This window comes from Flavobacterium sp. J27 (assembly GCF_004303025.1).
In the GTDB taxonomy this organism is placed as follows: domain Bacteria; phylum Bacteroidota; class Bacteroidia; order Flavobacteriales; family Flavobacteriaceae; genus Flavobacterium.
This window is the reverse complement of the sequence record NZ_PJQW01000002.1, coordinates 1-17,452: the sequence shown is the minus strand read 5'-3', so window position 1 is coordinate 17,452 and position 17,452 is coordinate 1. Positions and strand designations below refer to the sequence as shown.

Below are 17,452 nucleotides of genomic sequence, written 5' to 3'. Positions count from 1 at the left end.
CGTCTTAGATTTTGAACAAAAAATTATGAATTTTAAAAAAAGTATTCGAAAAATACATCTCTGGTTGGGATTGGCATCTGGAATCATTGTTTTTATTGTGGCAATAACGGGTTGTATTTATGCTTTTCAAGAAGAAATTTTAGAGCTAACAGAAACCTATAAAAAAGTAGAAAAACAAGAACACGATTTTGTACTACCTACACAATTAAAAACTATTGGCCAACAACAATTGCCCAACAAGCACATTCATGCCATTCAGTATAGAGGAAAAGAAGAAGCTGCTGAAGTAATTTTTTATAACGCAAATCCGTTGTATTATGATATCTGTTATGTTAATCCATACAATGGCGAAGTAATTCGAACGGTAAATGAACTCTCTGGTTTTTTCAGATTTATTCTGGATGGTCATTTTTATCTTTGGTTACCTGAGAAAATCGGACAAACAGTAATTGCTTCTGCGACCTTAATTTTTGTCTTACTTATTATTTCTGGATTTATACTCTGGTTTCCCAAAAATAAAAAAGCAGCCAAACAACGTTTTTGGTTTCGTTGGAAAAATACGACCAAATGGAAACGCAAAAATTATGATCTACACAACATTACTGGTTTTTATGTGTTATCGATTGCCTTAATTTTTGCTATTACAGGTTTAGTTTGGGGTTTTCCTTGGTTTGCCTACTCTTATTATACGGTTATTGGTGGAGAGAAATCATTACTTTATGCTGAGCCAGTAGCTTCAATATCTGAATCCCCTTTAGTCATTGAAAATCCTTTGGATAAAGTTTGGCTAAAAATGGTTGAAGAATATCCCAATGCCTCTGCTATTGAGGTACATCCTCCAGAAACAAATGAAGCGCCTATTGCGGCTAATGCCAATGTAGGACAAGGAACCTATTGGCAAACTGATTACCGTTATTTTGACCCTTACACTTTAGAAGAAAAAGAAGTGGAACATATTTACGGAAAACTTAAAAACGCAACTATTTCAGATAAAATCATGAGAATGAACTATGACATTCATACAGGTGCAATCATTGGATTACCTGGAAAAATATTTGCTTTTTTAATCAGTTTGTTAATTGCTAGTTTACCAATTACGGGTTTTATGATTTGGTGGGGGAAAAGAAATAAATAAAATTGTTTTTTGTTATTTTAAAAACAGTAAACAATCTATTTGTATTAAAAAAATCCTGTAAGTACAGTAATTCAATATTTTATATCTTTGAGTAACTAAGAATTTACAGGATTTGTTTTATAAAAATGTCATATTGTTATTTATTTGGTGTTTCTGTTCCAATGTAACTGCTCAAGAAAAAAAAGCAATCGATTCTACTTATATAAAATCGTTTCCTGATAAAATTTCAATACGAATAAATGTAGATACTCAAGAAGACCTATTTTCACTAAAAAATACGGAAGACAATAGTCAACTTACACTACAATCTAACAATAGTTTTAAACTCTTTTTATCTTTAGATTATAAATTTATTGGAGGAAGCATTGGTTTTGCTCCTCATTTTTTTTCAGATAATACAGACGATTATTTAAAAGGGAAATCTTCGTATACAAATTATAAATTCCGTTTTTTCTTGGGCAAATGGGTCCAAGGTTTTGAATATGTTAAAGTGAAAGGATTTTATATTGAAAATACGCAAGATTATATTCCTAATTGGACTGAAAATCTAGACCCTTATTTACAATTTTCAGATTTAAAATACCTTACCATAGGTTCCCATACAAGTTATGTTTTTAATCCAAAGTTTTCCTATCGAAATGTCCTTTTTCAATCGGAATGGCAACAAAAAAGCGCAGGTAGCTTTGTCCCTACTTTGTATTATGATTATAACCGAACTTCATTACAACTTGAAACCACAAAATTAGCCGAAGATTTTTTTAACATTCGATTGGCATTAGGGTACTATTATACTTTGGTAATTCGAAAAAAAGGTTTTGCTTCTGCTTATTTAGCTCCAGGTGCTGGTGTTCGCTTTTCGAAAAATACAACTATCTCTTCAAATGAAAAAACAATTTCTAAAAATACTTATGCTACTCAATTTTTAGATGGCGGATTGCAATTAGGATATAGTTCCGATCATTTTATTTTTGGTACCAAATTAAATTTTTCTGTCAATGCCTACAAAGAAAATAATACCGAAACAGTAAGTCAAGGAAAAAGTTATTTACTTTTTTACATTGGTTATCGATTTAATCCTCCAAAACCAGTAGTTCAATTTGTAGATAAAATAACATTAAAAAAGAAAAACAAAAAATAGGGTTGCTAGTATGCTACCCAAAAAATTATATAACATTTCCAAAAAAAAATATAACTATTCTTCGCTATTTTCAAAGTACTTTTATACTATGATAGACAAGAAAAAAATAGCATTTTATAAAAAGAAACGGTATGTTTTTATCGCTATATTATTATTAGGTCTTATTATTTTTAGAATCTACTTACCTACTTTGGTCAAAAACCAAATAAATAAAACCTTAGCTGATATTCCTGGTTATTATGGTGCTGTTGAAGATATAGATATTGCCTTAATTAGAGGCGCTTATGTTATTAAAGGAATGTACTTAAATAAAGTAAATGCTAAAACGCAAATTCCATTTTTAAAGTTCCCAAAAAGCGATATTTCAATCGAATGGAAATCTCTCTTTAAAGGAAAAATTGTAAGTGAAGTAATTCTGTTTCATCCCGATGTGATATATGTATTTGAAGATCAACAAACCAAAGGTAAAGCACCAGATGTAGACGATTGGACTAAAGCTTTAACTGAAATTATTCCTATTGATATTAACCATTTTGAAATTCACAATGGAAAAGTTGCTTTTGTACAAATACAAGCCAGTCCTGATATTGATTTACATATTGAAAAAATTGAATTATATGCCGATAATCTTAGAAATGTAGTTGCCAAATCTCGTACCTTACCTTCTCCTTTTCATGCTACTGGCATATCAGTAGGAAACGGAAAAATGACTTTAGAAGGTACTATTAACTTAATTAAAGAAATTCCTGATATGGATCTTACATTTTCACTTCAATCTGCTAATGCAACAGCCTTAAATGATTTGTCAAATCACTATGCTGGTATCGATTTTGAAAAGGGTACTTTTGAATTATATAGTGAAGTGGCTATTGCTGACGGCTATTTAAAAGGCTATATAAAACCTCTTTTAAAAGATTCTAAACTAATAGGCAAAGAAGATGGATTTTTTGAAAAACTATGGGAAGGTTTTGTGGGTTTCTTTAAATTTGTCCTTAAAAATCAAAAAACTAATACATTAGCAACTAAAGTTCCTATTGAAGGTAATTTAAATAATGTTAAAGCTGGTGTTTGGCCCACCGTGATTCATATATTTCAAAATGCATGGATTGAAGCTTTTACTAGACAAGTAGATAATGATGTCGAATTTAAAGATGCCTTTCAAGAGGCAAAAGAGGAAGCTAAAAAAAGAAAAGAAAAATAATGACGAAACTCCTCTTTAACTTTTTTAAAATTATTATTATACTTTATATACTACTCTGTGGTATTTTATATTTTTATCAGGAAAAAATTATCTTTTTACCTACAAAATTAAATCCGAACTTTCAGTTTAAATTTAAACAGTCATTTGAAGAAAGAAACTTTATTACTCCAGATGGTAAAAAATTAAATGGCCTACTTTTTAAATCCGAAAATCTAAAAGGACTTATCTTCTATTTACACGGTAATGCAGGCAATTTGAATTCGTGGGGTTTTACAGCTGAAACGTACACTCGTTTACACTATGATGTTTTTATTTTAGATTATCGTGGTTATGGCAAAAGTGAAGGAAAAATTAAAAGTCAACAACAATTATTTGACGACGCTACTTTAGCTTATCAAAAAATGAAACAAGAATATAATGAAAATAAAATTATTATTACAGGGGATTCTATCGGTTCGGGTATTGCTTCTTATTTAGCAGCAACAAATCATCCTAAAAAACTCATTTTACAAGCTCCCTATTATAATCTCACTACTATGATGCAACAAAAGATGCCTTTTATTCCTAGCTTTATTTTAAAGTATAAATTAGAGAACAATGAGTATTTAAAGACTTGTCGTTGTCCAGTATATCTTTTTCATGGAAAAGAAGACACTATTATTCCTTTTCAATCCTCGCAAAAATTAAAAGAAGAATGTATGGGTGTTTCCCAACTCATTTTAATAAATTACCTTGGACACAATGGGATGAATGAAAATAGTATGTATCAATCTGAAATTGAAAAAATACTACAATGACAGAAGAATATCAAAAAAGAATAAATACCGTTTTTGAATTTATTGATGCCAATTTGGATTCCGAATTGTCGTTAGAAACAGTAGCGCAAATAGCTTATTATTCCCCTTTTCATTTTCATCGCATTTTTAAAATGATTACCAATGAAACGCTGAACAATTACATCATTCGTAGAAAAATTGAAAAAGCAGCTTCTTTATTAGTACATAAAAGAGAACTTAGTGTTACTACTATTGTTCATCAATTGGGGTTTACAAGTAATGCTGTTTTTACCAGAACTTTTAAAAATTATTACCATCAAAATCCTTCCGATTTTAGAAAAACACATCCTCATAAATTTAGCAAGATAAGTCAAATAGATAGCAAGAATAGTCAACAAATGGAGAATTATGAAACCTACATTTGTAACCTTATTCATCTTAAAAATTTTACGACTATGCATGCAAAAATTGAAATTAAAGAACTAAATGCTCAACCTTATGCTTATGTTTCTCATATAGGTATAGAAGAATTAGAAAAAGCCTTTCAAAAAATTATTCAATGGTGTACACCAAAACAAATTTTAGAAAATAACAATTCTAAAATCATTCGTGTTTTTCATGATAGTTTTAAAATTACAGCTTCAGATAAAGTACGCATGAGTATTGGGGTTACTTTACCCGAAACTATTGCTGTTAATGGAGAAATTAGTATAGGAAACTTACCAAAAGGAAAGTATATTGTAGGTCGTTATGAATTGTTAATTGAAGATTTAGAAAAAGCTTGGACAGGTTTATTTATATGGATGAATGAAAATAGCTATAAAAAAGCAGATCACAATCCGTTTGAAGTATATCATAATGATTTCAATAAGCATCCTGAAAAAAAAGCGATTATCGATTTGTGTATTCCTGTTGAATAACTAGTTACAAAACTAAATTTTTAGTATCTTTAACTTACAAAATTTAGCTTATGGAAACTACAAAACGATTTGATACTGCTGTAAAAAAACTATATCAAGCTTTTCATAATAACACCTTGCATCCCGAATCGTGTACACAATGTGCAGTAGGTAACATTTTGGATAATAAAGATTCTTGGAAACATTTATCAGATGAACATGGTTCCCTACAACTCAACTATGTAGGCTTAGTAAATCAAAGATTAGGCAAACGTTTTAATGGATACACACCACTTGAATTATTACAAATTGAAATGGCTTTTTTAATCCATTGTGGTTATACTTTACCTTTACAATTGAATCGTAAAACTAGCAAAACACTTTCAAAAGACAAGCTATTTAAAGGTTTAGAAGCTGTTGTTGCCCAACTTTGTGCATTGGATCGTATTCCAAATGTAATGGATTGTTCTCAATTATTTGAATACCATAATACTACTGAAAAAGCAGTGGCTATCGTATAAGTTTATCAATAACTTTAAAAGAATCTAAAACACCATGCATCAAGACATTGGTGTTTTTTTATATTTACTTTAACAAACAAACAAACAAACAAACAAACGATGAACGATACTTCTAAACCACGACTTTTAGCTTTAGATACTTTGAGAGGATTTGATATGTTTTGGATCATTGGCGGTGATTTGCTTTTTAAAGCTTTAGGACAAGAAACCAATTGGGCTTGGGCAGACTTTTTTGCGAGACAAATGGATCATGCAGTATGGGAAGGATTTTATGCTTACGACTTGATCTTTCCTTTGTTTATGTTTATCTCAGGAGTAGCTATTCCTTATGCGTTATTCAGTCAGTTAGAAAAAGGAAAAACGACAAAAGAATTGTATCCCAAAATTCTAAAAAGAGCTTTCATTCTTATCTTATTAGGAATCATTTACAATGGTGGTTTGAATTTTCAATTCGATACATTACGAATAGCGAGTGTTTTAGGACAAATCGGCATTGCTTATGCTATAGCAGCTTTCATCTCGATACATTTTAAAAATTTTAAAACCTTACTTTTTTGGGTCATCGGAATTTTAGTCGGTTATGCAATTTTACAATTGGTTGTTCCAGTACCAAATTTTGGAGCAGGAAATTTAACGCCTGAAGGAAGTATAAACAGCTATCTAGATCGGTTATTACTTCCTGGAAAATTATATGGAATCGTATTTGACCCAGAAGGTCTTTTATGTATTATTTCGGCTTCTGCCATTACCTTAATGGGAACTTTAGCTGGCATTATTTTGCGTTCCCATTCTTTTACTCCTTATAAAAAAGTGCAATTATTCATTATAACCGGACTGGCTTTAATTGGATTGGCTTTACTGTTACAAAATGTTTACCCTATTATCAAATCGATTTGGACATCTACTTTTAATTTGTTAACTGGCGGTATCAGTTTTATTTTGTTAGCACTATTCTATTTGGTTATCGATGTTTGGAAATACCAAAAATGGACCTTTGCTTTCAGAGTCATTGGTTTAAACTCAATTGCTATTTATATGGCTGTGGCAATGATCCATTTTCAAGCTACCTCTAATTTTATTTTTGGCGGAATTGCTTCGTTATTTGGAAACTACCAACCCATTATTCTAACCCTCGGATTACTTATTGTAGAATGGTTCTTCTTATACTTTTTATATAAAAAGAAGATTTTTATTAAGGTGTAAGCTATTTTCTGGAATTAAAATAATCTTCAAAAGCTGTGCAATTTCTATCAGAAAGATCGTAATACTCATTTTCAAATTTATTTTTTAATTGTTTATAATCTTCAGCTAACCATAAACATAAAGCTTTAAATTTTTCTGAATTTGAATATTTATAGGCCAATTTATAATACTTTTTAGACAGATAACCATTTTGAAACTCGGCTTCATCTTCAGGAAATGGTGCTACATCATAGCTTGAGGTTCCAAATCGCCTCATCATCCAAACATTCCCATATTTTATCATATTCCTATAGCAATTTGCTACTAAGAAGTAATAAAAATCTCTTTCGCTTTCGTTTGGATTATTGGCTTTTTCTAAATAGTAAATCAATCTTTCCGTTACCGATTTTTTGGTTAAATAAAAATCTTCCTTCTCGGGTATAAATTCTGGTGTGTTTTTAAATGTAAAAAATGGGTTTTTATCAAATATTTTATCATATGCAATATAATCATCACCCCATAAGGAATAATTTGTGATCCAATATTTTTCATCAATTTTTTGAAAACATGCTAATGCTTTTTCTAAATTATTTTGCCTAATATATTTGGTTCCTAGTAAATCATATAATTTAGGCATTTCTTTAATAATTCGATCTTTCATCCAGTTAATAAAAATAGAATTAGTATTATTTTCTGAAGCAGTTTTAATAATCACTTCTAGTTGTTGTGGTGTATATATAATATCTAAATATCCAAAGTAATCATCGAAATAATCTCTGTAAGAACCTTTCTTATGAGCACGTGATTTCCAAGTTAAAAAACTACCATTATAATACCCTTCTTCAAAATTACTATTATAATTAATTTTTGATAAAAGAAATGCGGCATCAGTAGTATTTCCTAAAAATTCTAATTCTCTAGCAATGGCAAACAAAAATCTATCATTGTCTTTATTTTGTAATAGTATTTCTTGTATATCTTTTGAAATTGTAGCATTTCCATTTTTTTGACTCACTATCTCATTCAAAGCTTTTATCAATTGAAGTTCGCTAGTAAGCTTTTCATCTTTTTGTATTTGATTTTCTACATTTGCAATTATTTTATTACACTCTTGATACTCTTTTGAAATAAAAGCCAAATGTGCTTTACAAACTTCAATTTGTGGATTTTTAAAAGGCAATGAATTTAAAAATTGAAGTACTTCCTTAGCATATAATCTATCCGATTGTATTCTTTTCTCTAAAATAGAGTAAGAAAATTTTAAATTATCATCCCATTGAAAAGGATTCTTTTCTAAAGATGGAAAAAAAGTAGTGTAATAAGGTGTAAAGACCCAATCTTCAATTTTATTGATTTCTCTTATTAATATAAAAGTATTAAATATAGCATTAGAATTTAATTCAAATGCCTTTTTAATATAATCCAAAGATTTATCCACTTTCTTCATAGCAGCTAAAGCATAAACATTAGCTTTCTCTTCATCATTTTTTGCATATTTTAATATGACTTCTAATGGAAGCTTTTTATCAAAACTACGATGTATTGCGAATCTTTTTTCTGGAGCGTTTGCAAATACTTGAGCGGCATAAAAACTTTGCAACGCCTTATTTTCTTCCACTAAAGTTCTAAAATATAAGCACCAATAATCTAAAATAGTTGGTTTATTAAGTTGTGGTAATGATTCAAAAATAGAAATCACTTTTGTTCTCTCACCAGCATAAAAAGCGAGACGAATAGCTAAGAATTGATAACGAAAGGCTAGCTCCTTGTTTTTGACATTGTTAGAAAAAAATATTGCTTCATTTATCTTATTAATCATTTTATCTTTTTCAAAAACAGCATTTCTCTCCCAAGGATCATTTAGATACATATTTCCTGCTTCACAAGATTTGGCAAATTTTAAATAGTTAATAGCATCTAAATCTTTACTTTCATAAAGAAATTGAATCATTTTATTTTGATTCCTTTCATTAAAAAGTTCAATAGGTATTGTATAAACTGCGTCTTCAATTGCTTGAATTGGCACTCTTCCTAAACAATAGTTAAACCATAGTTGGTCATTTGGCGCAATTTCATTTTTTGCATAAGGATATTCTAATGAAAAAGACTTAGAAGAATAATGAAAACCATTAAAAGTAGAGCAATTAAAATGAGACGGATTTAAAAAATACATTCTTATTTCTTCTCCGTAAGGATAAAACCCACAAGAAAAAGAATAAAAATTATTAATTAAAAGCAGTATAAAAACTAGAAATTTCTTCATCAGTATATTTTTTCAATTGAGAATTATCTAAATGAAATAAAGAAATGGTAGTTTCATTATCAAATTTTACATTTCTTTTTAATAGATCTATTGTTTGATGTACCAATTTTTGATCTATTTCTTCAAACTTAATTTTATCACCAATTCTGAAATAAGTTTCACTTGCAGTAAAATCATTAATTACTTCATACCATAAATTGTCAATTTTTTTTAAATTTTTCATGACCTCTTCATGATCTTCATAAATGACTTTCTGAAATTGATTGTTTTGATATAATTGCATCCATGAATAAATAGGCAAAGCGATATCTAAATGCAAAGGATATTGTTTTGTTCCTTTTAAGTAGCTTGATAGTTCTTTTACATCTAAAATTGAATTTTGTTTAGGACTTGATAATGGATTTAATAAATTATAACACATTAATGTAGCCTTATCAACTGGAGGAATTCCCATCTTATCAGGATACTTATAAGGATATAAGCGTAGTGTGCAACTAATTTCTTTTTTGGAAATTTCTTTAATTTTCTTCAAAAAATAAAAATAATTATTTCTAGATTTTAATGTCCAATCACAATCAATTTGAAATTCCTTGCAAGATTTTGCATTGAAATAATCATCTTCTGAATAATCATTGGATAGCATTTTAGTAATTAAAAAGTTAATATTATCAGCCAATACATCTAATTCCTTCTCAGAACTTTTTAGAAAAACATCATTGTTTATAAAAACTGTTGGTATAAATTCAACATTTAAATTGTTAAAACGAATACTATTTTTTGAAATAGGAATATTACCCATTAATTCATCATGTGAAACTTCAAAAAATTTCGCATATACTTTTTTTACTTGAGCATTTTTTAAAATATTCATTAAATTATCATCTAATCTCCACTCAGAAGTTTTCCAATAATAAAATGCTGGTGTTACATTTTTTATCTTATTTGTATCTGAGCAAGATTGTAAAAACAATAAAATTAGAATAGATAATAGCCATTTTTTCATGAAGAGAGAGCCTTTTTAATACCAACGGAAATTCTCAATAAAATTATGTAATTCTTGCCATATTTAACTAAATTTAAAGCTTAAATTAATAAAAAAATGGATTTTAAAGAAAAAATTACTTTTACATCATTTGAAGACTTAGAAAATCACTTAAAAAATTGTATCCATTGGTATTCAACTGAAAATGTTGGGCAATTTGATACCGTTGGTATAACCATCTTATTAAATGCATTAGTAGAAAATTTAAGAAAAAACACGTCTGATACAACTAGTAAAGATTTAAAAACCATTTTATCTCAAGAAAACAGAAATTATTTATTAAATATGTTAGAATAAAAAACCTCGTTTTAAATAAACGAGGTTTTTACTATTCACTATTACTTTAGACTAATTACTTTTCACTGGAATATTTTCTAAAATTTCCAACACAAATTTCCAATATTTTTGAGCAGAAGAAATACTTGCTCTTTCATCTGGACTGTGTGCACCATGAATAGTTGGTCCAAAAGAAATCATATCCATATCAGGATAATTCGTTCCTAAAATACCACATTCTAATCCAGCATGACAAGCCACCACATTGGCTTTACTTCCATTTTGCTTTTCATAAATAGTGGTTAGCACATCTAAAATTTCAGAATTAGCATTTGGTGTCCAACCCGGATAACTTCCTGAAAAGTCTACTTCGCATCCCATTAATTCAAAAGCAGAACGCAACGCATTTGCCAAATCAAACTTAGCCGTTTCAACAGAAGAGCGAGTCAAACACTGAATGTTTAATTTTCCTTCACCTACAGTTACTTTGGCAATATTGTTTGACGTTTCTACTAAATTATCAAAATCTGCACTCATTCTATACACACCGTTATGTGCGGTGTATAAAGCACGTACTAAATAATATTGTGCCATTGGAGGCATTACCTTAGTAGGAGTAGTTTCCGATTTTTCAATTACAATTTGTAAATTCGGTTCAGTAGTTTTTAATTCTGTTTTGATTTCCGAAATAATGTCTTGCATATCAAAAACGAAAGCTTCATCATATACATTGGCAATAATTACCTGAGCCACACTTTCTCTTGGAATTGCATTTCGTAAACTTCCTCCTTTAATAGAAGCAATTTGTAAACCAAAATTATCAAAACCATCAAATAATAAGCGATTCATGATTTTGTTTGCATTTCCTAATCCTTTATGAATATCCATACCGGAATGACCTCCTTGTAATCCTTTTACGGTAATAGTATATCCTACCGAACCTTCAGGAGTGTCTTCTTCATCGTATTCTGCTACAGCAGTAACATCTACACCACCAGCACAACCAATATCAATTTCATCATCTTCTTCCGTATCTAAGTTTAGTAAAATTTCACCTTCAAGCATACCGCCTTGTAAGCCCATAGCACCTGTCATTCCTGTTTCTTCATCTATAGTAAATAACGCTTCAATAGCTGGGTGTTTAATATCATTACTTTCTAAAATAGCCATGATAGTTGCTACACCTAAACCGTTATCAGCTCCTAAAGTAGTTCCTTTAGCACGAACCCAATCACCATCAACGTACATTTCTATACCTTGAGTATCAAAATCAAAAACGGTATCGTTATTTTTTTGATGCACCATATCTAAATGCGATTGCATGACAATGGTTTTTCTGTTTTCCATTCCTGGAGTGGCTGGTTTTTTTATAATGACATTTCCAACTTGGTCTTTTATGGTTTCAAAGCCTAGCTTTTTTCCAAAGTCCATAATAAAAGCAATGACACGCTCTTCTTTTTTTGAAGGTCTGGGTACTGCATTTAGATCAGCAAATTTGTTCCAAAGTGCTTTAGGCTCTAAGTTTCTTACTTCTTGACTCATGTTATTTTATAATTTCAAGGTTTTAACATGCCAAAGTTACAAAGTTTAAATGCTTTACTAAATGATTTCTAATTATATTTACATTTAAAATTTATGCTTTGAAGAAAAAATATATTCTACCGCTTTCTTTACTCCTACAAATTCTTATTGTAAAACTAATTGCGTTATTTCCAGAAGGAGTTGAGAAATGGTACAGTAACGGTTTGTATCCAAAAATTGCCTTTATTTCCAGAAATAGTTTGGGTTGGATTCCTTTCTCTATTGGAGATCTCATTTATTTCATTCTCATCTTTTTTTTAGTGAGATGGTTTTGGAAAAACAGAAAAGGATTTTTTAAAAATTGGAAAACCAATGGATTAACCATCATGAGTTGGTTTGCGATATTCTATTTCTTCTTCAATATTTTATGGGGTTTGAATTACTATCGGGTTCCATTAAACAAAAAACTAGGTATTCCAAAAGAATATACCTTGGCACAATTAGAAGCTTTCACCGATAAAATGATTCTCAAAACCAATACTTTACAAGAAAAAATTACGGGTACTGATTCGTTAGCTGTAGCCATTCCATATACAGAAGCTGAAATCTTTACGTTAGCGATAAAAGGGTATCAAAACTTACCTGAAAATGTAAAAGAGTTTCAATATGAACAGCAAAGTATAAAAGGTTCTTTATTAAGTTATCCGTTAAGTTATATGGGTTTTGGTGGTTATTTAAATCCATTTACCAATGAAGCTCAGGTAAATACCTTAAAACCTAAATACAATTGTCCAATGACCACCTGTCATGAAATGGCACATCAAACTGGAATAGCAAGCGAAAGTGAGTGTAATTTTATTGGTTTTCTAGCTGCAATAAAAAATGAAGATGTCTATTTTCAATACTCTGCCTATAATTTTATCACACGCTATTGTTTAGGAAATTTAGAAAAAATTAAAGAAGGTAAAAGCAAACCTTTCTTCGAAAAACTAAACCTGGGTGTTGTTAAAAATTTTGATGAAAACGAAGCTTTTTGGGAAAGTTACCACACTCCTATTGATACCTTTTTTGAATATTTCTATGATAACTTTTTAAAGATGAACCAACAAAAAGACGGTTTGGAAAGTTATAGTAAATTTGTGGGCTTGACGATTGGGTATGAGAAATTAGTGGTTAGTGAAGAGTGATTAGTGGTTGGTTGTTGGTTGAATGCATCACATCCAATAAAAAATTATTCCATATTAAAATAAAAAGCTATTGCATATTTACCTTTAGTAATTTTTTACAATCAATTTTGGATTGGAAATGAGCGATAATTTTTTCTTTACTCTAATCTATTGATTTATTAAAGGCAATTAATTTTCTTTTTATTTCCAACACATCTACTTTACAATTTTCGCCTATAGAAAAACGAACAATAACTTGATCTTTTTAAATATTTTTACTTACTGCTTCTTCTAAAACTGCTTCAGTCTAGCATAAATATTTTAAATAATCAGAATCGAAACTAGCTTGTTTATAAGTACTACAAATTGTGGATTGACCAAAGGTGGTAAAGCTAAAAGTAGTAATAAAAAAAGAACACAAAATAATTTCGTTCATCTTTTCATAAATAAGAAAATAGTTTAATTATAGAAAATAAAAAACTAAATCTCATCAGTAGTAAAAGTCGCGATTTGTTTCTTTTTATAAGGTCGAATAATCAATCGAGCTTCTCTGTCAAAACGAACATAATTATAGACCCAATTTAAAAAGACAACGGCTTTGTTTTTAAAACCAATTAAAGAAAAAAGGTGTACAAACATCCAAACAAACCAAGCAAAAACACCAGAAAAATGATAATGCGGTAAATCGACAACGGCTTTATTACGACCAATGGTTGCCATAGAACCTTTGTCTTTATATATAAAAGGTTTCATTTCTTTCTTTACTAATAATCGGGCTAAATTTTCAGACAAATGCTTCCCTTGCTGAATAGCAGGTTGTGCCATCATAGGGTGTCCTTGTGGATACTCTTCTAAAGACATGGAGGCAATATCTCCAATAGCAAAAATGTTATCATACCCTTCCACTTGATTATAAGTATTAACTTTAATACGATCGGCTCTTGCTATTAAAGAATGTATATTAAGCCCGTTAACCAAAGCACCTTGCACACCAGCTGTCCAAATTACAGTGGCACTATCAAAAGTTAAATCGGAATTAGTTGTAACTACTCTACTGTCATACCCAGTCACACGTACATTTTTCCAAACACTTACGCCCAACTTAATTAAAAACTCTTCAGCTTTAAGAGATGCTTTTTTACTCATGGTGTTCAAAATGCGGTCTCCACTTTGAATAAGGTTAATTTCCATCTTTCTAATGTCTAAGTCGGGGTAATCTTTAGGCAAAATGGCTTTTTTCATTTCTGCTAATGCACCAGCCAGCTCTACACCTGTTGGTCCACCACCCACTAAAACAAAGTTCATTAAACTATGTCTTTCATCAATATCATTAGTTAATAAAGCCTGTTCAAAGTTTTCTAAAATAAGACTACGAATGTTTAACGATTGCGGAATGGTCTTCATGGCCATACAATTGCGTTCCATTTCTTTATTTCCAAAAAAGTTCGTTTTTGAACCGGTAGCAATTACGAGATAATCGTATTTTAATTCACCAATATCCGCAATGATTTTATTGTTATTGGAATCAATTTCTTTAACATCGGCTAAACGAAAGTAAAAATCTTTGTGTTCTTGCACCACTTTACGAATGGGATAAGCGATAGAATCGGGTTCTAATCCTCCAGTCGCAACTTGATACATTAAAGGTTGGAAATTGTGATAATTATGTTTATCTAATAATACTACTTGAACTTTCTTATTTCTTAATCTTTTGGCTAAAGCGATGCCTGCAAATCCTCCACCTATAATTACAATTCTAGGAAAACTACTACGAGGTATATTCATTTTTGAGATACTTAATTTAGTATTATCAAAGATACAGATTTATTCATTGAATTTATACTATTCATAAGGCATTTATAAAGTCGTTTGATGTATTAAAGAGTTATAAGTATTGGAATGAATCCTATAAAATTGAAATTGCTATTGTTTTTTGCTATTGCTATTGAAATTGCTATTGATATTGTTATTGTTATTGATATTGTTATTGATATTGTATTTCTAGCCCTGATAGTAGTGGAAATCTTTTTGAAATCCTTTTCTTATTTTTGTTAAAAGAACAAAACGACCGTAGGAAGTTCTTGTGCTTGTTAGAAAAATACAAAAGGATTAAAAAAAATGTAACGAATAGCAGGAAATGGCTACTTATAGTTCTATGAATCCAACATCGGAAGAAATTTTTGTAAAACAGTTGCAGGAAAATCAGAATATAATCCACAAGATTTGTCGGTTATATACTACTGATGAGGATGCGCATAACGATTTATTTCAGGAAATAACCATTCAGTTATGGAAAGCATTTCCCAAATTTAGAGGTGATTCTAAATTTACTACTTGGGCATATCGTGTAGGCTTAAACACGGCTATAACATTATATAGAAAAAAGAAAAAATCGGTTAATACTATTGAATTTGACAGTACTTTTCATAAAGTAAAACAAGAGGATTATAATTATGAAGAAGAAGAACAACTAAAGCTTTTATACAGTGCCATAAGTGAATTAAACGATATTGAAAAAGCATTAATATTCTTATATCTCGAAGATAAAGATTATGCAGAGATTTCAGAAACTCTAGGAATTAGCGAAGTTAATGCCCGAGTAAAAATGAACAGAGTAAAAGGAAAATTAAAAAAAATATTAAATCCGTAGTTACATGGATGAATTAGAAATATTAAAAAAAGATTGGAAAAAGAAAGAACATTCTTTTAACCAACTTACAGAAAGAGACATTTATAAGATGCTACACAAAAGATCGTCTTCAATTGTGAAGTGGATTTTAATTATAAGTATTTTAGAGATTGTTTTTTGGTTGAGTTTAAGTTTTTTAACAACCGATGAAAATTATTTTAAAACACTTGAGGTATATCATTTAAATAAGATAATTCCAGTTATTTCAATTATAAACTATGGAATATTGATTTTCTTTATTTATTTATTTTATAAAAATTTTAAAAATATTAATACCACCGAAACAGTAAAAAAACTAATGTTAACCATCATAAAAACCAGAAAAACGGTAAAGTATTATGTATGGTATAATTTAATGATGTCATTTATTTCCTTCATATTAGTTTTTACTTTCCAATTTAAATATGATCCTAATTTAAATGAAGTTATTGAAAAAGCAACACAAAACGTAAATCCAAATGTATTTTATTTTGTACTTTTTGCTGTATATATTCTTTCCGTTGCGGTTATCATTACACTTATTTGGCTTTTTTATAAATTACTTTATGGTATTTTATTAAAACGTTTAAATAAAAATTACAAAGAATTAGAAAAATTAGATTTATAACTTAATCTCAATAATCATGATTAAAATCATTGTTAATTTAGTTAAATTTTCGGTTTTATTTGCTATAATGGTTGTGAGCTATATTGCCAATGCACAAAAATTAGAGAACACATTATTATGGAAAATATCTGGAAATGGTATTGAAAAACCATCTTATTTGTATGGTACTATGCATGCTGTTTGTGAAACAAACATAGACGAAGCTGTTTTAAGTGCATTTGATAAAACATCTCAGCTTTATCTAGAAATAGATATGGACGACCCTTCGCTTCAAGCTACCATGATGTCCAAAATAATGATGAAAGATGGAGTAACAATTAGTTCATTGGTTACTGAAGAAGAATCAAAACAGATTGATCAATTTTTAAAAGATAATATTGGTTTTTCTTTAAAAATGATGGATAATTTCAAACCATTTACCTTAAGTTCAATGTATTTACCAAAATTATTAGATTGTCCAATGATAGCTGTAGATGCTGAATTAATGAAAATTTCAAAAGAACAAAATGAAGAAGTTTATGGACTAGAAACAATAGAAGATCAATTCAATGTTTTCGATAAAATTCCATATAAAGTACAAGTAGAGGAATTAGTAAAAGCTTCAAAAAACAATTTAGCATCTGATAAAGAAGAAATGGTAAAAATGCTAGCTATTTATAAAAGTGAAAATATAGAAGAAATGCTTACTTTATCAAAGGACTCAAATAATAAAATGTTTTCAGAATATACTGATGATTTATTAAATAAAAGAAATAAGAATTGGATACCAATTATTGAAAAAGTAGTAAAATTAAAACCTACTTTTTTTGCTGTAGGAGCAGCTCATTTAGCAGGAGAAGAAGGTGTGATTAAGTTACTTAGAAAAAAAGGATATAAAGTAGAAGCAGTAAAATAAAAATATAGATAATAGAGGAAATTAGATTAGAGGCAAAATTTGCCTCTTTTTTTATCTCATAACTTTTATTAATATAATTTCCAAACCTTTCTTTGATGAATATCCCGATTTCAAAAGTCTTTCAAATTCCAATTCTAACAA

At 29.3% G+C, this 17,452-nt stretch carries 16 protein-coding genes; 12 read left to right on the top strand and 4 right to left on the bottom strand.

All coding sequences use genetic code 11. The features are described 5' to 3' along the window. The first annotated feature begins 25 nt into the window (after positions 1–25). From CX675_RS02095 to CX675_RS02065, 7 genes are all read left to right on the top strand, one after another. The gene (locus CX675_RS02095) at positions 26–1,135 is read left to right on the top strand and encodes a PepSY domain-containing protein (protein ID WP_130733564.1); all 1,110 of its coding nucleotides are present in this window, start codon (positions 26–28) and stop codon (positions 1,133–1,135) included. Between the two features lie 133 nt (positions 1,136–1,268). Further along, on the top strand, positions 1,269–2,273 hold the full coding sequence (locus CX675_RS02090; RefSeq protein WP_165395957.1) for a DUF4421 family protein: 1,005 nt from the start codon (positions 1,269–1,271) through the stop codon (positions 2,271–2,273). Positions 2,274–2,361: 88 nt separating this feature from the next. After that, on the top strand, positions 2,362–3,474 hold the full coding sequence (locus tag CX675_RS02085) for a DUF748 domain-containing protein (RefSeq protein ID WP_130733562.1): 1,113 nt from the start codon (positions 2,362–2,364) through the stop codon (positions 3,472–3,474). Beyond that, positions 3,474–4,271 carry an alpha/beta hydrolase gene (locus CX675_RS02080; protein WP_130733561.1) on the top strand — a complete coding sequence of 266 codons (798 nt, stop codon included), beginning with the start codon at positions 3,474–3,476 and terminating at the stop codon, positions 4,269–4,271. The genes CX675_RS02085 and CX675_RS02080 overlap by 1 nt, the downstream gene beginning before the upstream one ends. Beyond that, positions 4,268–5,170 (top strand): GyrI-like domain-containing protein, encoded by a 903-nt coding sequence (locus CX675_RS02075; RefSeq protein WP_130733560.1) that lies wholly within the window; start codon positions 4,268–4,270, stop codon positions 5,168–5,170. The genes CX675_RS02080 and CX675_RS02075 overlap by 4 nt, the downstream gene beginning before the upstream one ends. Before the next feature lie 50 nt (positions 5,171–5,220). Then, the gene (locus CX675_RS02070) at positions 5,221–5,670 is read left to right on the top strand and encodes a Na(+)-translocating NADH-quinone reductase subunit F (RefSeq protein ID WP_130733559.1); all 450 of its coding nucleotides are present in this window, start codon (positions 5,221–5,223) and stop codon (positions 5,668–5,670) included. A 99-nt stretch (positions 5,671–5,769) separates the two neighbouring features. After that, positions 5,770–6,873 (top strand): acyltransferase family protein, encoded by a 1,104-nt coding sequence (locus CX675_RS02065; RefSeq protein ID WP_130733558.1) that lies wholly within the window; start codon positions 5,770–5,772, stop codon positions 6,871–6,873. Between the two features lies 1 nt (position 6,874). Here the strand turns inward: CX675_RS02065 and CX675_RS02060 are convergent, their stop codons facing one another. Both CX675_RS02060 and CX675_RS02055 read right to left on the bottom strand, forming a co-directional pair. Further along, complete coding sequence (locus tag CX675_RS02060; RefSeq protein WP_130733557.1) at positions 6,875–9,115, bottom strand: hypothetical protein; 2,241 nt, start codon at positions 9,113–9,115, stop codon at positions 6,875–6,877. Beyond that, positions 9,078–10,118 carry a hypothetical protein gene (locus tag CX675_RS02055; protein WP_130733556.1) on the bottom strand — a complete coding sequence of 347 codons (1,041 nt, stop codon included), beginning with the start codon at positions 10,116–10,118 and terminating at the stop codon, positions 9,078–9,080. Before CX675_RS02055 ends, CX675_RS02060 begins: the two co-directional genes overlap by 38 nt. A gap of 96 nt (positions 10,119–10,214) precedes the next feature. Here CX675_RS02055 and CX675_RS02050 point away from each other — a divergent pair, with 96 nt between their 5' ends. Then, positions 10,215–10,454, top strand: coding sequence for a hypothetical protein (locus CX675_RS02050; RefSeq protein WP_130733555.1), 240 nt, complete (start codon positions 10,215–10,217; stop codon positions 10,452–10,454). A 51-nt stretch (positions 10,455–10,505) separates the two neighbouring features. Here the strand turns inward: CX675_RS02050 and CX675_RS02045 are convergent, their stop codons facing one another. Beyond that, positions 10,506–11,975 carry an aminoacyl-histidine dipeptidase gene (locus CX675_RS02045; RefSeq protein WP_130733554.1) on the bottom strand — a complete coding sequence of 490 codons (1,470 nt, stop codon included), beginning with the start codon at positions 11,973–11,975 and terminating at the stop codon, positions 10,506–10,508. A gap of 98 nt (positions 11,976–12,073) precedes the next feature. Here CX675_RS02045 and CX675_RS02040 point away from each other — a divergent pair, with 98 nt between their 5' ends. Then, positions 12,074–13,141, top strand: a complete 1,068-nt coding sequence (locus tag CX675_RS02040; RefSeq protein WP_130733553.1) for a DUF3810 domain-containing protein — start codon at positions 12,074–12,076, stop codon at positions 13,139–13,141. Between the two features lie 459 nt (positions 13,142–13,600). Here CX675_RS02040 and CX675_RS02035 read toward each other — a convergent pair whose 3' ends face one another. Next, positions 13,601–14,905, bottom strand: a complete 1,305-nt coding sequence (locus tag CX675_RS02035; protein WP_130733552.1) for an NAD(P)/FAD-dependent oxidoreductase — start codon at positions 14,903–14,905, stop codon at positions 13,601–13,603. Positions 14,906–15,275: 370 nt separating this feature from the next. Between CX675_RS02035 and CX675_RS02030 the strand changes: the two genes are divergently transcribed. The 3 genes from CX675_RS02030 to CX675_RS02020 are packed head-to-tail and all read left to right on the top strand — an operon-like array spanning position 15,276 to position 17,311. After that, positions 15,276–15,770: an RNA polymerase sigma factor gene (locus tag CX675_RS02030; protein WP_130733964.1), complete on the top strand. Its 495-nt coding sequence runs from the start codon at positions 15,276–15,278 to the stop codon at positions 15,768–15,770. Between the two features lie 4 nt (positions 15,771–15,774). After that, positions 15,775–16,416: a hypothetical protein gene (locus CX675_RS02025; protein ID WP_130733551.1), complete on the top strand. Its 642-nt coding sequence runs from the start codon at positions 15,775–15,777 to the stop codon at positions 16,414–16,416. A 16-nt stretch (positions 16,417–16,432) separates the two neighbouring features. Then, positions 16,433–17,311, top strand: coding sequence for a TraB/GumN family protein (locus CX675_RS02020; protein ID WP_130733550.1), 879 nt, complete (start codon positions 16,433–16,435; stop codon positions 17,309–17,311). Positions 17,312–17,452 lie beyond the last annotated feature (141 nt).

Bases quoted from the DNA above. Each gene is read 5' to 3' on its own strand.
- CX675_RS02095 (WP_130733564.1), top strand. From the start codon at position 26: ATGAATTTTAAAAAAAGTATTCGAAAAATACATCTCTGGTTGGGATTG.
- CX675_RS02085 (WP_130733562.1), top strand. From the start codon at position 2,362: ATGATAGACAAGAAAAAAATAGCATTTTATAAAAAGAAACGGTATGTT.
- CX675_RS02080 (WP_130733561.1), top strand. From the start codon at position 3,474: ATGACGAAACTCCTCTTTAACTTTTTTAAAATTATTATTATACTTTAT.
- CX675_RS02075 (WP_130733560.1), top strand. From the start codon at position 4,268: ATGACAGAAGAATATCAAAAAAGAATAAATACCGTTTTTGAATTTATT.
- CX675_RS02070 (WP_130733559.1), top strand. From the start codon at position 5,221: ATGGAAACTACAAAACGATTTGATACTGCTGTAAAAAAACTATATCAA.
- CX675_RS02065 (WP_130733558.1), top strand. From the start codon at position 5,770: ATGAACGATACTTCTAAACCACGACTTTTAGCTTTAGATACTTTGAGA.
- CX675_RS02060 (WP_130733557.1), bottom strand. From the start codon at position 9,115: ATGAAGAAATTTCTAGTTTTTATACTGCTTTTAATTAATAATTTTTAT.
- CX675_RS02055 (WP_130733556.1), bottom strand. From the start codon at position 10,118: ATGAAAAAATGGCTATTATCTATTCTAATTTTATTGTTTTTACAATCT.
- CX675_RS02050 (WP_130733555.1), top strand. From the start codon at position 10,215: ATGGATTTTAAAGAAAAAATTACTTTTACATCATTTGAAGACTTAGAA.
- CX675_RS02045 (WP_130733554.1), bottom strand. From the start codon at position 11,975: ATGAGTCAAGAAGTAAGAAACTTAGAGCCTAAAGCACTTTGGAACAAA.
- CX675_RS02035 (WP_130733552.1), bottom strand. From the start codon at position 14,905: ATGAATATACCTCGTAGTAGTTTTCCTAGAATTGTAATTATAGGTGGA.
- CX675_RS02030 (WP_130733964.1), top strand. From the start codon at position 15,276: ATGAATCCAACATCGGAAGAAATTTTTGTAAAACAGTTGCAGGAAAAT.
- CX675_RS02025 (WP_130733551.1), top strand. From the start codon at position 15,775: ATGGATGAATTAGAAATATTAAAAAAAGATTGGAAAAAGAAAGAACAT.
- CX675_RS02020 (WP_130733550.1), top strand. From the start codon at position 16,433: ATGATTAAAATCATTGTTAATTTAGTTAAATTTTCGGTTTTATTTGCT.